We start from the raw sequence: 13,377 nt of genomic DNA on the forward strand, positions 1-13,377 counted from the left end.
GTCGGCGAGGGCGACAGCGTCGACATGGGCGACGTGCTGATCGTGCTGGAGTGAGCGGGCTACCGACCCCGGAGCCCCAGTAGCTCCCGCGTCTCCTCGGGCGTCGCCACGGGGCGCCCGACCTCCTCGGCGATTCGCGCCGCGCGCGCCACCAACTGCTCGTTCGTCGCGAGCTCCCCCTTCTCGTAGTAGCGGTTGTCCTCCAACCCCACGCGGACGTGCCCGCCGAGCAGCAGCGACTGGGTCGTCATCGGGAGCTGGTGCGGGCCGAACCCGATCACGTTGAACTCGACGCCCTCCGGGAGCGCCTCGACCCGACTGACGAGGTTCCGCGGATGCGGCGGCGACGTGGTCCCGCCGCCGAACAGGAAGTTGAGGTACGGCGGGTCGTCGAGGTCGTCGAGGATCGCCAGCGACTCGTTGAGGTGGCCGTCGTTGAACACCTCCAGTTCGGGCTTGATTCCCCGTTCTCTCATCTCCGCGTGGAGCGACGCCACCAGCCCGCGGGTGTTCTCCGAGGTGAGCCGCTCGTAGCGGTTGAGCGGCCCCATGTCGAGCGACGCCATCTCGGGGGCCGGATCGGTCCGGAGCGGTTCGTGTCGGAGGGCGTCCGGTGCCGCCGTCCCGCCGGTGGAGTGCTGGAGGACGGCGTCGTCGGTGGCCTCGCGGACCGCGTCCGCGACTTCCTGAAACCGCTCCGTCGAGAAGGCGCGCTCCCCGTTGTCGCGGCGCGCGTGGAGGTGGAGGACGCTCGCGCCCGCCTCCTCGCAGGCCGCCGCGGCCGCCGCTATCTCCTCGGGGGTCTCCGGGAGGTCCGGGTGCGCCTCCTTCCCGTGGACGCCGCCCGTGAGCGCCGCGGTGATGACCGCCGGCTTCCCGTCGAGGTAGTCGTCGTAGGTCATTCCGCCCCGTCGTCCTCGCGATCGGCGTCGTCTCCGGCTCCGGCTCCGGGCTCGACGTAGAACTCGCAGTCCGTCGCGGGGTCGAGGTCGTACCGCGCGTTACAGACGTCCGCGCGCATCGGTTGGACGAACGACTCCGTCACGGCGCAGAACGCGCGGGCGGTCTCGAACGACTTCCCGTCGCCCTCCTCGCGGTATGTCAGGTACTGGCACGTCTCGTCCATGGCGGACGGAGGCGGGGAGGCGGCTTGAAACCCCGCGTCGGGGCGACCGCTCCGACTCGTTCCGATCCGGTCCGTTCCGATCCGATTCGATCCGGTCCGATCTGACCGACGCTGTTTAACCGACCGCCCGAGAACGGGTGGCCATGGAGCCGGTCGACGACTGGCGGTCGGCGATCGACGAGGCCGGGGAGCTGACCGGCCCGATCGCGGCGGCGATCGTCGAGGCCCACGGCGACCGGGGACAGCGCGCCATCGAGGCGGTCGGCGAGGGGCGCGTGAAGCGCTACCGCGACTTCACCGTCGTCGTGGGCCACGAGGACGAGTACGTCGTCGAGGACGGGGAGTGCAACTGCGCGGACGCGACGTACAACCTGGACGCCGACGACCCCGACCAGCGCTGCTGGCACGCCATCGCGGTCGACGTCGCGGACGCGCTCGGCGCCGTCGACCACCACGACATGTGGTACTCCGAGGTCCGCGAGTTCCTGTGAGGCCGCCGGGATCCGCGTCCCGCCGCGCTCCGCGCTCTCTCCCCGTCTCGAAGCAGCCGCCGCTCGCCCGCGTGAATCGGCCGTTTTCGCGAATTTCGGTCTGAGAGTCGAAAACGTTTACAACGGCGGCCGGTCTCCCCTACGGTATGGCGGACTGTCCACTCGCCGACGACTGCCCCAGCTTCGACGAACGGATCCAGGGGATGGGGTGTCAACACTACGGCAACAAAGGCGGCGCGGAGTGGTGTAACCACTACGACATGCCGATCTACGAGCTGAAACAGCAGCCGGTCCAGCCCGGCGAGGCGGTCGTCGTCGAGGTCGACGACATCCATGAGAGCGGCGCCGGCGTCGGCCGCACCGACGACGGGTTCATCGTCCTCGTCGACGGGCTGCTCCCCCCGGCGCGCGCCGAGGTCAAGATCCACCGCGTGAAGTCGAGCCACGCGACGGCCCAGGAAGTGATCGAGCGCCTCCCGGACGACCCGGACGAGGAGTCCGACGGCGAGGCCGCGGACGGCGACGAGGGAGACGACGAGGACGCGGACGACGAGCGCAGTCGCCGCGACCGCCCGGACCGCGAACGGCTCGGCAGCCGCGAGAACTTCTGGGGCAAGTGACGGCGTCCCGGGGGAGCCCCGCCCCACGGACAGTCCGGACGCCGTCGATTTTCCGCGCGACACGCGCCCGTCTCCGCCCGCCCGCGAATCCGCCGTTTTTTGACGGCCCGGCCCGTCGGTGACCACATGGTGGCAGACGAGGGTCGGCCGGACCCGGCCGACGTCGACGCCGACTCGATCCTGGAGCGAGCCGGCTTCGACGCCGACGAGAGCGTGCTCACGCGTCGGCAGGCGGAGGTGCTGGCGCTCCGCGAGCGCGGGCTCAGACAGTCGGACATCGCGGACCGGCTCGGGACCTCGCGCGCGAACGTCTCCAGCGTCGAGGCGAGCGCCCGCGACAACGTCGAGCGCGCCCGCGAGACGGTCGCGTTCGCGGAGGCGCTGTCGGCGCCGGTCCGCGTCGAGATCGACGCCGGGACCGACCTCTACGACGCGCCCAAGCGCGTGTACGACGCCTGCGACGAGGCGGGCGTGAAGGTGAACCAGACCGCGCCCGAACTGATGAAGGCGATCGGCGACCGCGCGGGCGACGCGGTCCGCGGCCGCGAGGTCCGCCACCGGATCTTCGTGACCGTCGCCGCCGACGGACGGATCCGCGTTCGCCGGCCGTAGCCCCGCGGATTTCGCCCGCTGTCCCCGTTACTCCCCGTCGATCCGCTCCGCGACGCCGACCAGCGTCGCGCCCGCGGTGACGGTCGCCTCCCGCGCGACCGAGTACGCGATCCCGTCGCGGTCGACGCGCGCGACCTGGAGCGTCTCGAACGTCGTCGGGTCGAACACCTCGCCGACGCGCTCGCCCGCCGCGACGCGGTCGCCGACGGCGAGGTCGGGATCGGGGACGAACAGCCCGGAGTCGCCGGCGATCACGCGGCCGAGGTGGTTGCGCGCCACGACGCCGTCCCACGGCTCCGGGTCGCCGTCGAGCAGCCCCTCGTGCCGGAGGGCGCCGAGCGTCCCGCTCACGCCGGTCTCGACCGCTTCCGGCACGATCTCTTTGCTGTGGGCGAGCTCGGGCGTGATCGTCGGAATCCCTTCGCGCGTGGCCGCGACGCGGAGCTTCCCGGCGAAGCCGCGCTCGTCCCACTCGGTGTCCGCGTCGTCCCCGGCCGCCTCCGCGAGCAGGAGGTCGGTGCCGAACGCCTCCGCGAGCCCGCGGCAGGCGTCGTCGCCGCGCATGTACACCGCGTGCGTCGCCATCGACGGCGACCCGGTGTGGAGGTCGACGATCGCGTCCGCCTCGCTCGCGAACGCCCAGAGCCGGGCCGCCATCCGCTCGTGGAGCGACCCCTCGGGGTCGCCGGGCCAACAGCGGTTCATGTTCGGCTGCCGCGAGTCGAGCGACTCCGGCGTCGTGTACGAGACGCGGTCGAAGGTGAGCGGGTCGGCGACGGGCACCGTCACGAGCGTCCCGTCGAGGTCGGCGGCGCTCGGTCCGTCGGCGAGGCCCGCGCCGCCGGTACCGGACCCCCCCGCGGCGTCGCCCGTGAGCCGGTCGTGAAGCCGCCGGAGGACCGCCGTCCCGTTCACCTCGCGGCCGTGTTGGGCCGCCTGCGCGTACACGACCGGCGCGTCATCGGGCGCGTCGAGGACGGGGCCGTCGTCGCCGTCGACGAGCCGCCCCTCGCCGTACGCGTGGACGGTCGTCCGGATCGGTACGCCAGAGGGGAGCCGCGCGAGGGTGAGGGTACGACTGGTGTGCACGGTCCGGATCGGGGCGGCGCGGAGTTATACGTCCGGGGTGCGAGCGCGACGCGGTCGCCCCGGCCGCCGGTCGCGACGGTCTCGACCGCGGACGCTAAGGCCGTGGCCCGCGCATCCCGTCCCATGCGGGTCACCCTCCTCGGGACGGGCGACACGACGGGGACGCCGACCGTCGGCTGCGACTGCGACACCTGCGAGGCGGCCCGCGAGCGCGGGGTGTCGCGGTCGCGTTTCTCCGTCCACGTCGCCAACGAGCGCACCGGCGAGTCGCTGCTCGTCGACTTCAGTCCCGACTTCAGACAGCAGTTCCTCGCGGCCGACGTCCCCCTCCCGGACGCCGGGCTCGTGACGCACATCCACTTCGACCACCTCGACGGGCTTGGGAACGTCTACCGGCTCGTCGACGGGCTCCCGGTCCACGCGCCGAACGAGACGGACCCCGCGACCGACGAGAGCGTCGCGGAGACGATCCGGCGCAAGTACGACTACCTCGAAGACCGGATCGGCGTCCACGCCCGCGACCCCTTCGAGCCGTTCGAGACCTGCGGCTTCGAGGTGCGGTTCGTCCCCGTCGACCACCCGCCGCTCGTCTGTTACGGGGTCGTGATCGAGGACCCCGAGACGGGCGCGACGCTCTCGCTCACCGGCGACACCAGCTACGACGTGCCCGAGCGCTCCCGCGACGCGCTCGCCGGCGCGGACCTCCTGCTCGCCGACGCCATCGTCCCCGCGTCGCTGTGCGAGCACCACCCGATCGGCGGGCGCCACGAGGGGCCCGACGGCGTCCCGCGGACCTTCGGCACGAAGCACATGACCCGGGAGGGGGCGCTCGCGCTCGCCGACGAGCTCGACGCCGACCGCACCCGCCTGGTCCACCTCGCGCACTACTACCCGGCCGACGAGGCGTTCGCGGAGCCGCTGGCGGTCGACGGCGAAGTGTACGACCTGTGAGTCACGGCGCGCGGCGGGCTGTACCCTTTTGTCTCGCTAGCGCCTATCGCGCGTAGATGGCAGCGACGGACCGCCTCCGGACCGCGCTCGACCGCTTGGAGCCGCCGCCGCGCGCGGTCGACTGGTCGCTGTTCGCGTTCGTCGTCGCCGAGGCCGTCACCGGACTGGTCTCGTTCACCGTCGGCGTCCCCGAGGGGTGGCCGCTGTTCTGGCTCCACCGCGCGCTCGGCGCCGGCATCGTCGCGCTGCTCGCGTGGAAGCTCGCGCGCGTCCGCCGCCGGCTCACCGACCCGACCCTCTGGCGGCGGTCGACCGCGCTGTCCGTCCTGACGCTCGTCGCCGCTGTCGGCGCCATCGGGACCGGGGCCGCGTGGGTGTTCGGCCTCGACGTGCGGATCTCGTACTGGACGCTCCTCTCGGTTCACGTCGGGTTCGGCCTCGCGCTGGTCCCGCTCGTGGCCGCCCACGCGTCCACCCGGTTCCGGCTCCCGCGGCGCGTCGACTTCGAGCGCCGGCGCACCGCCGTCACCTACTTCGCCCTGCTGGCGGCCGGCGGCGCGACCTACCGGCTCCAGCAGGGGGTCAACGACGCGCTCGACACCGCCGGCGCCGACCGCCGGTTCACCGGCTCGCAGCCGCGCGAGGGCGCGGGCAACGGCGCCTTCCCGATCACCTCGTGGGTCGCCGACGACCCGGACCCGATCGACCGCGACGACTACCGGCTGACCGTCGCGGGCCTCGTCGGCGACCCCGTCGAGCTGACGGCCGACGAGCTGGCGGCGGGTCACGAGACGGAGGCGCTGCTCGACTGTACGAGCGGCTGGTACACGGTCCAGGAGTGGGGCGGGGTCCGCGTCGGCGACCTGCTGGAGGCGGCCGGCGGCGTCGACTCCGCCGACTCGGAGCGTGAGCCGGCGTACGTCCGGTTCACGTCCGTGACGGGGTACCGCTGGAGCCTCCCGATCGAGGAGGCCGAGGACGCGCTGCTCGCGACGCGCGTCGGCGGCGAGCGACTCTCACACGGCCACGGCGCGCCGGCGCGGCTGGTCGCGCCCGACCGCCGTGGCTTCCAGTGGGTGAAGTGGGTGACGCGCGTGGAGGTCCGCTCCGAGTACGACCTCGGGCAGTGGGTGGTGACGCTGGTGAGCGGGTTCGACTGAGCCCCTTCAGACGAAATCGAAATCGAGTGCGTCACGAATCCCGTCGACGTTGAAGTCGGTGTCCGACACGGCGAGCCGTTCGTCTTGTGCGACGGCGGCCCCCGCGATGAAAGCGTCGCGGGCCGCGAGGGAATCTCCTCGATCACGGAGCGCATCCTGAAGCACCGCCGCTTCGCGAGCGACTGCCGCCGACGTATCGATCACATCTATCCAGTCCAGCGCCTCGTCGACCGCGCCGAGGTCCGTCGCTCCCGACTTGAACACCTCTCCTTGATACACTTCGAACAGCACGAGCGGCGGTGCGACCGCACGCTCGTCGGCGTGAGACTCGACATACTCGACGGCGGGGGATCGTCCCGCGAGGTAATCGATGAGGACGCTACTATCGTACAGGGTCACCGCGAGTCGACCCCGCGTTTCATCTCCCGGCGTTTCTCCCGGGCGCGCTCCGGCGCGTCGCTTCCCTCCCACAGGCCGGCCCCGGACCGGACATCCTCGCGGCGCTCGCGAAGCAACCGCGTCAGCAGGTCGTCGAAGGTCTCGTCGTCGCCTTTCAGTGAGGCGAGCGCGGCGTGTGTCTCCTCGTCGACGCGGATGCTCTTGCTCATGTCCACTCGTATACTACCTCGTATACAATATCCTTTCGCCGCTGTTGTCGTTCGTCCCCTCGATCAACGCTACTCGTACTCGCTGCCGACGACCTCGCGGATGCGCTCCGCGGTCACCTGCCCGACGCCGTCGACCTCCAGGAGGTCCGCCTCGCGCGCGGTCATCACGGCTTCGACGGTGCCGAAGTGCTCCAGGAGCGACCGGGCGGTGACGGGGCCGATGTCGGCGATGGAGGAGACGACGTACTCCTGCTGTTCGGCGCGGGTCTTCGTCGTCTTCTCGCCGTGGACGCTCACCTCGCGGTCGCGCGTCTCCTGCTCGCGCTTGGCGATGGTGGCGAGCAGCTCGGTGGTGTCCGCCTCGTCTTCGGTGCGGAGCACGCTCACGTCGAAGTCGACCGCGAGCGACGCGAGCGCGCCGCGGATCGCGTTGGGGTCGATGTCGCGCTGCCCGTAGAGGTTCGTCCCCTCGACGACCATCACGGGCCGGGCGTACGCCCGCGAGAGCTCGCCCACCTGCTCGAACATCGAGCGGTCGGCGTCGAGCATGGAGTCGACGAAGTCGGCCGCGGACTTGCGCTCGACGGCGACCCGGTCGGAGAGGACGTAGTCGCCGACCGCGAGCGTCTCCAATCGCGTGACGAGCCCGTCGCGCGTCGAGAGGTCCTTCGCGATGGAGGAGTCGAGCTCCCGCTGGTCGACGACGACCTCGACGCCGTCCTCTACCCCGGCGGTCGCGACGACGCCGTCGTCGTCCGCATCGTCGGCCGCGGCCGCGTCGTCCCCGCTCTCTTCGCTCTCCTCGCCCTCTCCGTCGTCTCCTTCCCCTCGCGCGTCGGCCGCGAAGTCGGTGAGGCCGGCGTCGCCGCCGTCGTCTGCGGTCTCCCCCTCGCCGCCGGTGTCCTCGGTCGCCTCCGCGTCCCCGCCGGACTCGTCGGCGAACGCGCCGAGGCCGGCCTGTCCGTCGTCGCCGACGGAGTCCTCGATGTCGTCTGTCGCCGCTTTCAGCTCCGCGAGCTGGCTCGCCATCTCCTTCTCGCGGCGGCGCGAGATCCAGAAGAACGCCTCGTCGCGGGTGTCCTCGGCCATCAAGACGACGACCTTCCCCTCGGCCTGCCGGCCGGTCCGCCCCTTCCGCTGGATCGACCGGATCGCGGTCGGGACGGGCTCGTAGAAGCAGACGAGGTCGACCTCGGGCACGTCGAGCCCCTCCTCCGCGACGCTCGTGGAGACGAGCACCTCGAACTCGCCGGCCTTGAACTCGTCGAGCGTCTCCTGCTGCTGTTTCTGGGTCATCCCGTCGGAGCCGTCCTTGTCGCCCTGTCCGACGAACTTCCGCACGTCGAAGCTCGCGGAGAGGAACTCCACGAGCGCCTCCGCGGTGTCGCGCGACTCGGTGAACAGGATGGCGCGCTCGCCGCCGTCGATCCCGAGCGTCTCGGCGAGCAGGATCCGGGCCTTCGAGAACTTCGGGTGGAGCCCGTCGAACGACTCGGCCTTCCGCATCGCCTCGCGCACTTTCGGGTCCGCGACCATCCGCTGGCTCGCCTTCGAGGCGCCCGAGGAGCGCGCGGCCTCGCGCTGGCGCTCGAAGTAGCGCCGGACGGACTCGACCGACTGCGTCTCGACCAGCTCGGTCGCGCGCCGGAGCTTCATCACCTCGGCGTGGGTGCTCATCCCCTTGTACCCGTCCGACTGGTCGTTGTCCATCATCTGCTTCAGCTGTCCCCGCATCTTGTTGAGGTCCTTCTGCGAGAGGTCGGGGTTCGTCGTGTTCGTCACGCCCAGTTGCTTCAGCTTCTCTAACCGGTCCGTGATCACCTCGTTGAGCGCGTCGCGGATCGCGAGGACCTCGTCCGGGAGGGTGACCTGCTCCCACTGGACGTCGGTGTCGTGGGTGTACTCGTCGACGTCGGCGTCCTCCTCGGTCATCACCTCGACGTTGACGAGCCCGAGGTTCTCACAGACCGTCTCGATCTCCTCGGTGTCGCCGCCCGGGGACGCGGACATGCCGGTGACGAGCGGGTCGGCCGCGTCGGCGTGGTACCGCTCCGCGATGTAGACGTACGCGTAGTCGCCGGTCGCGCGGTGGCACTCGTCGAAGGTGAGGTGCGTCACGTCCGCGAGCGAGATCCGGTTGCCGACGAGGTCGTTCTCGACGACCTGCGGGGTCGCGATCACGATCCGCGCGTCGTCCCACAGCGCGGCGCGGTCGTCGGGCTTCACCTCGCCGGTGAACACGACGATCTCGTCGTCCGGAACCCGTAGCGCCTCGCGGTAGAAGTCGGCGTGCTGCTGGACGAGCGGCTTGGTTGGCGCCAGGAAGAGCGCCTTCCCGCCCGCCTCGCGGAGCCGCTCGGCGGTGACGAGCAGGCTGACCGTCGTCTTGCCGAGGCCGGTCGGGAGACAGACCAGCGTGTGTTCGTCGGCGGCGGCGTCCGCCAGCTGGAGCTGGTAGCGGCGGCGCTGTAAGAACCCGTCGACGAGCAGATCCCTGTCGATCCCGGCGGCCTCGGTCGCCATCGGCGGTGCTTCGCCGCCGTCGGCCTAAAGCCTTCGCGAAGCGGGGTGAAAGTTATCCGTCGGCGGAGCGCTCCTCGCGGAGCTCTTCCGGAACGTCCTCGTCGACCAGCTGCGCCCACTCAGCGAGCCGGTCGCCGGATCGGGTTTGCGCACTCATCACGCGACGGATCTCCGTGATACGTCTTAACAGTTACCCCGATTCTGCATGATTTAGCACGGGTCCGGACGGGTTACGCCGGCCACCCGGCCGCGACGCGCACCGCCTCCGGTTAGAGGTGTCCGTTCGCCGCTCGGGTCGACTCGCACGCCTTTTACCGCTCACGCGCCTCCGACCGCCATGAGCAACCTCGACGAGTTCCTCGCGGGCGAGCGGCTCGACGACGTGGTCTTCTACCTGAGCGACGAGTACCTCGACGACGACTCCCGGCTGCGCGAGGTCGGGACCGAGACGGCGGGCGGCGTCCGGCTGATCCTCGACGGCGAGACCGGCCGGTCCGCGTTCCAGGCCGGCACGGGCATGGGCGCGATGGAGTTCGCGAAGACGGCGATGGGCGCCGACGGCGAGATCGCGCGCTCGCTCGACGACGGCGCCTGTCCGTTCGCGGACGCGGACTCCGACGACGACCACGCGATCCGGTTCGTCTTCGCGTTCGCGGAGGCGCAAAACGAGGAGGTCGGCGGCCTCTACGCCGAGGGGGACGTGGTCCACGCGTACGCCCACTGTACGTGCGGCGAGAGCTACTCGCACAAGTGGGTGATCGGCGACCGCGACGACTGAAATCTGGACGAGCGCCCGGTGCGCTCGCTGCGCGCGGCGGCGCGTTACTCCCCGTCGGGGGCGTCGTCTTCCGGCACGGCGCCCTCGACGAGCGACTGGTCGCCGTACTGCTCGCGCAGGTCCTTCTTCGAGAACTTCCCGGTGGCGGTCTTCGGTACCTCGTCGATGAACTCCACCGCGTCGGGCACCCACCACTTGGGGTAGTCGTCGCGGAGGCCGGACTCGATCCGGTCGACGAGGGCCTCGCGGTCGACGCCCTCGGCCACGACGACGAACGCCACGGGCCGCTCCTGCCAGCGCTCGTGGGGCACGCCGACGACGGCCGCCTCGCTGACGCCGTCGTACGCCATGATCGCGTTCTCCAACTCGACGCTCGATATCCACTCGCCGCCGGACTTGATCACGTCCTTCGTCCGGTCGACGAGCTGCATGTAGCCGTCCTCGTCGACGGTGACCACGTCGCCGGTCTTCAGCCAGCCGTCGACGAACTCTTCCTCGTTGGCCTCCGGGCGCTTGAAGTACTCCTTCGTCACCCACGGGCCGCGGATGCGGAGCTCGCCGAACTCCTCGCCGTCCCACGCGATCTCCTCGCCGTTCTCGTCGATGACCTCGAACTCCAGGCCGGGGGCGACGAGGCCCTGCTTCGAGCGCTTGTTCACCTGCGTCTCGTAGTCGGCGTCGCGCAGGTCGTCCGTGAGGTGCGAGACGGTGCCGATCGGCGACAGCTCCGTCATCCCCCACGCGTGGAGGACTTCCACGTCGCGCTCGTCGTACCACTCGATGAGCGCCTTCGGCGCGGCCGCGCCGCCGATGATCACGGTGTCGAGCGTCGAGAGGTCGACGTCGTTGCCCCCCTCGATGTACTCGCGCAGGCCGAGCCACACCGTCGGCACGCCCGCGGAGATGGTGACGCCCTCCTCCTCGATCAGCGCCGCGAGGTCGGCCGGGTCCGGCGACGGGCCGGGGTAGACGTGCTTCGCGCCCGCGGCGGCCGCGGTGAACGGCATTCCCCACGCGTTGACGTGGAACATGGGGACGACCGGCATCACCACGTCCGAGTCCTCCATCGGGATCCCCTGCGGCGTCTGGGAGGCCATCGTGTGGCTCCACAGCATCGACTGGGTGTACTCGACGCCCTTCGGCTTCCCCGTCGTGCCCGAGGTGTAACAGAGCCCGGCGGGCTGGTCGCCGTCGAGGTCGGGCCAGTCGTACTCCGTCGAGTGGTCCGCGATGAACTCCTCGTAGGCGGGCGCGTCGAGCGCGTCGATCCCCTCGGAGCCCATGGCGACGAAGTCGACGCCCTCGAACTCCTCGGCGCCCTCCGCGGCGCCCGCGATCTTCTCGGCCAGCGACGGGTCGACGAAGATGATCTCGTCGGCCGCGTCGTCGACGATGTACCGGATGTGTTCGTCCGGCAGCAGCGGGTTGATCGTGTGGAGCTGCGCGCCCGTGTTCGGCACGCCGAAGTACGTCTCGAAGTGCCGGGTGTGGTTCCAGCAGAACGTCGCGACGCGGTCGCCGCGCTCGATCCCGTGGTCGTCCAAGGCGTTCGCCAGCTGTGCGGTCCGGTCGGCGTACTCGGCGTAGGTGTGCCGCGTCCGCCCCTCGTGGGTGCGCGAGACGATTTCCGTGTCGGGGTACAGTCGTTCCGCGCGCCACATGAACGGTCGCAGGGTCTGAGCGTGTCCGCCTGGCATACCTCACACACCACGCGGTCGGGAACTATGAACGTTATCATGATTGATCGTGATTGTAGGACGTGGGCGACCCCGACGCCGATCGGTGCGACGTAGCTGCCGCCACGGAGAACACCGCCGAAGTTTCAGTTACACGACAATACGCAGCTGCCACCACGGAGGAACTCGCCGAAGCCCCAGTCGCGAGGCGGGCGCACGCTCGCCGCGCTCCTCGGTCGCTCACTCCGTTCGCTCCCTGCGGTGCTCGCGTCCCCTGCGCCCGCCTCGCGACTGCCCCTTCGAGTCCCGCCCCGCAGGCAACCGCGCCTCACGCCTCCCCAGCCTCGTCGCTCGCTTCGCTCGCGACTCCCTCGCGCGTGCGACTCGCGCCCTGTCGGGCGCTCGTCGGCACGCGCCACCGCACACGTTCCACGAAAAAAGAGACTATCCTCGGAACAGGCTCGCGTGGACTGGCGCGTGGTCGGAGTCGGGCCGCGGGTCGTCGCCGTCGTCGCCGCCGTCGTCGGAGACGGCGCGGCCGTCGACGCCGTCCGCGAGGAAGTCCCGGACCGGCGGACCGACGTGTTCGGGCTCGACGAGGAAGGCGTCGTGGCCGTGGTCGGAATCGACGACGTGGTGCGCGACCGGCACGCCCGTCTCGCGGAAGGCGTCGGCGAGCGACCCGGACTGCTCGACGGTGAAGTGCCAGTCGGCGGTGAAGCTCATGAGGAGGGCCTCGCCCTCGAACGCGGCGAGCGCGTCGGCGTCGGTGCCGTGGCCGGCGGCGAGGTCGTACTCGTCCATCGCGCGCGTGAGGTAGAGGTAGCTGTTCGCGTCGAAGCGGTCGCCGAACCCCTCCGCCTGGTAGTCGAGGTACGACTCCACCTCGCGGTACGGGAAGAAGCCGGCCGTCGGCTCCGCCGGCAGCCCGAGGTCGCCGTCCTCGCGCGTGAGCGAGTCGCGGCCGGCCGACCGGCGCCCGAACTTCCGCTCCATCGACGCCTTCGAGAGGTACATGACGTGCCCGATCTGTCGGGCGATGGCGAGCCCCTCGGTCGGGTCCGGTCGGTCGTCGCCGTAGTAGTCGCCGCCGTTCCAGTCGTCGTCGGCGCGGATCGCGCGGCGCGCGACCGCGTCGAGCGCGAGACACTGCGCGTCGAGCCGCCCCGCGGTCGCGATGGCGACCACGCGGTCGACGTCGTCCGGGTACCGCTTCGCCCACTCTAAGGCGTTCATCCCGCCGACGCTGCCCCCGACGACCGCGCGCAGCCGCCCCACGCCGAGGTGGTCGAGGAGGCGGCGCTGCGCGCGCGCCCAGTCCTCGACCTGGACCGGCGGGAACGCGGTCCCCCAGCGGTCGTGGTCGGGCTCCTCGCGGAGGTCGAGGTCCGCGGGCCGCTCGCTGGCGGGCCCCGTCGTCCCGTAACACGAGCCGGGGACGTTCGCGCAGACGACGTAGTACTCGGTCGTGTCGATGGCCTTCCCCGGCCCGACCACGTCGTCCCACCAGGCGCGAGCCTGCCCGGCCTGTCCGGCCCCGGCCGTCCCGGCGTCGCGCTCCGGCTCGGGCGACCGCGCGACGTTCTGACTCCCGGTGAGCGCGTGGCAGATCAGCACGACGTTGTCGCCGTCGAACTCGCCGTGGGTCTCGTAGGCGACCTCGAAGTCGGGGACCGACTGACCGCACTCGAAGGTGAACTCGCCGAGCTGGGCGACCCCGTGGTCGGTCGGGACGGCGCTCAT

General features: G+C 71.2%; 14 protein-coding genes. 6 read left to right on the forward strand and 8 right to left on the reverse strand.

Features of this window, described 5'->3' with window-relative positions:
* Nucleotides 1–59: 59 nt before the first annotated feature.
* Together EXE44_RS08900 and EXE44_RS08905 are read right to left on the reverse strand one after the other, a co-directional pair.
* On the reverse strand, nt 60–902 hold the full coding sequence (locus EXE44_RS08900) for a 3-keto-5-aminohexanoate cleavage protein (protein ID WP_137716865.1): 843 nt from the start codon (nt 900–902) through the stop codon (nt 60–62).
* Nucleotides 899–1,126 carry a hypothetical protein gene (locus tag EXE44_RS08905; RefSeq protein WP_137716866.1) on the reverse strand — a complete coding sequence of 76 codons (228 nt, stop codon included), beginning with the start codon at nt 1,124–1,126 and terminating at the stop codon, nt 899–901. The genes EXE44_RS08900 and EXE44_RS08905 overlap by 4 nt, the downstream gene beginning before the upstream one ends.
* A gap of 143 nt (nt 1,127–1,269) precedes the next feature.
* Here EXE44_RS08905 and EXE44_RS08910 point away from each other — a divergent pair, with 143 nt between their 5' ends.
* The 3 genes from EXE44_RS08910 to EXE44_RS08920 all read left to right on the forward strand — a co-directional run bounded on the left by EXE44_RS08910 (nt 1,270) and on the right by EXE44_RS08920 (nt 2,849).
* Nucleotides 1,270–1,617 (forward strand): hypothetical protein, encoded by a 348-nt coding sequence (locus EXE44_RS08910; protein ID WP_137716867.1) that lies wholly within the window; start codon nt 1,270–1,272, stop codon nt 1,615–1,617.
* 146 nt (nt 1,618–1,763) lie between these two features.
* Nucleotides 1,764–2,237, forward strand: a complete 474-nt coding sequence (locus EXE44_RS08915) for a TRAM domain-containing protein (RefSeq protein WP_121563128.1) — start codon at nt 1,764–1,766, stop codon at nt 2,235–2,237.
* 126 nt (nt 2,238–2,363) lie between these two features.
* Nucleotides 2,364–2,849, forward strand: a complete 486-nt coding sequence (locus EXE44_RS08920) for a Tfx family DNA-binding protein (RefSeq protein ID WP_137716868.1) — start codon at nt 2,364–2,366, stop codon at nt 2,847–2,849.
* Nucleotides 2,850–2,876: 27 nt separating this feature from the next.
* Here EXE44_RS08920 and EXE44_RS08925 read toward each other — a convergent pair whose 3' ends face one another.
* Complete coding sequence (locus EXE44_RS08925; RefSeq protein WP_137716869.1) at nt 2,877–3,938, reverse strand: succinylglutamate desuccinylase/aspartoacylase family protein; 1,062 nt, start codon at nt 3,936–3,938, stop codon at nt 2,877–2,879.
* A gap of 123 nt (nt 3,939–4,061) precedes the next feature.
* Here EXE44_RS08925 and EXE44_RS08930 point away from each other — a divergent pair, with 123 nt between their 5' ends.
* Together EXE44_RS08930 and EXE44_RS08935 are read left to right on the forward strand one after the other, a co-directional pair.
* On the forward strand, nt 4,062–4,889 hold the full coding sequence (locus tag EXE44_RS08930; RefSeq protein WP_137716870.1) for an MBL fold metallo-hydrolase: 828 nt from the start codon (nt 4,062–4,064) through the stop codon (nt 4,887–4,889).
* 56 nt (nt 4,890–4,945) lie between these two features.
* Complete coding sequence (locus EXE44_RS08935; protein WP_137716871.1) at nt 4,946–6,049, forward strand: molybdopterin-dependent oxidoreductase; 1,104 nt, start codon at nt 4,946–4,948, stop codon at nt 6,047–6,049.
* A 6-nt stretch (nt 6,050–6,055) separates the two neighbouring features.
* Here EXE44_RS08935 and EXE44_RS08940 read toward each other — a convergent pair whose 3' ends face one another.
* The 3 genes from EXE44_RS08940 to EXE44_RS08950 all read right to left on the reverse strand — a co-directional run bounded on the left by EXE44_RS08940 (nt 6,056) and on the right by EXE44_RS08950 (nt 9,180).
* Nucleotides 6,056–6,448 (reverse strand): PIN domain-containing protein, encoded by a 393-nt coding sequence (locus tag EXE44_RS08940; RefSeq protein ID WP_137716872.1) that lies wholly within the window; start codon nt 6,446–6,448, stop codon nt 6,056–6,058.
* The gene (locus EXE44_RS08945; protein WP_137716873.1) at nt 6,445–6,657 is read right to left on the reverse strand and encodes an antitoxin VapB family protein; all 213 of its coding nucleotides are present in this window, start codon (nt 6,655–6,657) and stop codon (nt 6,445–6,447) included. The genes EXE44_RS08940 and EXE44_RS08945 overlap by 4 nt, the downstream gene beginning before the upstream one ends.
* A gap of 69 nt (nt 6,658–6,726) precedes the next feature.
* The gene (locus EXE44_RS08950; protein WP_137716874.1) at nt 6,727–9,180 is read right to left on the reverse strand and encodes a DEAD/DEAH box helicase; all 2,454 of its coding nucleotides are present in this window, start codon (nt 9,178–9,180) and stop codon (nt 6,727–6,729) included.
* 337 nt (nt 9,181–9,517) lie between these two features.
* Between EXE44_RS08950 and EXE44_RS08955 the strand changes: the two genes are divergently transcribed.
* Nucleotides 9,518–9,958, forward strand: a complete 441-nt coding sequence (locus tag EXE44_RS08955; RefSeq protein ID WP_137716875.1) for a DUF5807 family protein — start codon at nt 9,518–9,520, stop codon at nt 9,956–9,958.
* Nucleotides 9,959–10,002: 44 nt separating this feature from the next.
* Here the strand turns inward: EXE44_RS08955 and EXE44_RS08960 are convergent, their stop codons facing one another.
* A complete protein-coding gene (locus tag EXE44_RS08960) occupies nt 10,003–11,655 on the reverse strand; it encodes a long-chain fatty acid--CoA ligase (RefSeq protein WP_137716876.1) in 1,653 nt (550 codons plus the stop codon).
* Nucleotides 11,656–12,078: 423 nt separating this feature from the next.
* The gene (metX, locus tag EXE44_RS08965) at nt 12,079–13,377 is read right to left on the reverse strand and encodes a homoserine O-acetyltransferase (protein WP_137716877.1); all 1,299 of its coding nucleotides are present in this window, start codon (nt 13,375–13,377) and stop codon (nt 12,079–12,081) included.

This window comes from Halorubrum sp. SS7, from assembly GCF_005435055.1.
Taxonomy (GTDB): Archaea; Halobacteriota; Halobacteria; order Halobacteriales; family Haloferacaceae; genus Halorubrum; species Halorubrum salinarum.

What these genes read in the sequence shown, in the direction of transcription:
- EXE44_RS08945 (WP_137716873.1), bottom strand. Translation starts at nt 6,657, where the DNA reads ATGAGCAAGAGCATCCGCGTCGACGAGGAGACACACGCCGCGCTCGCC.
- EXE44_RS08915 (WP_121563128.1), top strand. Translation starts at nt 1,764, where the DNA reads ATGGCGGACTGTCCACTCGCCGACGACTGCCCCAGCTTCGACGAACGG.
- EXE44_RS08905 (WP_137716866.1), bottom strand. Translation starts at nt 1,126, where the DNA reads ATGGACGAGACGTGCCAGTACCTGACATACCGCGAGGAGGGCGACGGG.
- EXE44_RS08950 (WP_137716874.1), bottom strand. Translation starts at nt 9,180, where the DNA reads ATGGCGACCGAGGCCGCCGGGATCGACAGGGATCTGCTCGTCGACGGG.
- EXE44_RS08910 (WP_137716867.1), top strand. Translation starts at nt 1,270, where the DNA reads ATGGAGCCGGTCGACGACTGGCGGTCGGCGATCGACGAGGCCGGGGAG.
- EXE44_RS08900 (WP_137716865.1), bottom strand. Translation starts at nt 902, where the DNA reads ATGACCTACGACGACTACCTCGACGGGAAGCCGGCGGTCATCACCGCG.
- EXE44_RS08960 (WP_137716876.1), bottom strand. Translation starts at nt 11,655, where the DNA reads ATGCCAGGCGGACACGCTCAGACCCTGCGACCGTTCATGTGGCGCGCG.
- EXE44_RS08955 (WP_137716875.1), top strand. Translation starts at nt 9,518, where the DNA reads ATGAGCAACCTCGACGAGTTCCTCGCGGGCGAGCGGCTCGACGACGTG.
- EXE44_RS08935 (WP_137716871.1), top strand. Translation starts at nt 4,946, where the DNA reads ATGGCAGCGACGGACCGCCTCCGGACCGCGCTCGACCGCTTGGAGCCG.
- EXE44_RS08920 (WP_137716868.1), top strand. Translation starts at nt 2,364, where the DNA reads ATGGTGGCAGACGAGGGTCGGCCGGACCCGGCCGACGTCGACGCCGAC.
- metX (WP_137716877.1), bottom strand. Translation starts at nt 13,377, where the DNA reads ATGAGCGCCGTCCCGACCGACCACGGGGTCGCCCAGCTCGGCGAGTTC.
- EXE44_RS08930 (WP_137716870.1), top strand. Translation starts at nt 4,062, where the DNA reads ATGCGGGTCACCCTCCTCGGGACGGGCGACACGACGGGGACGCCGACC.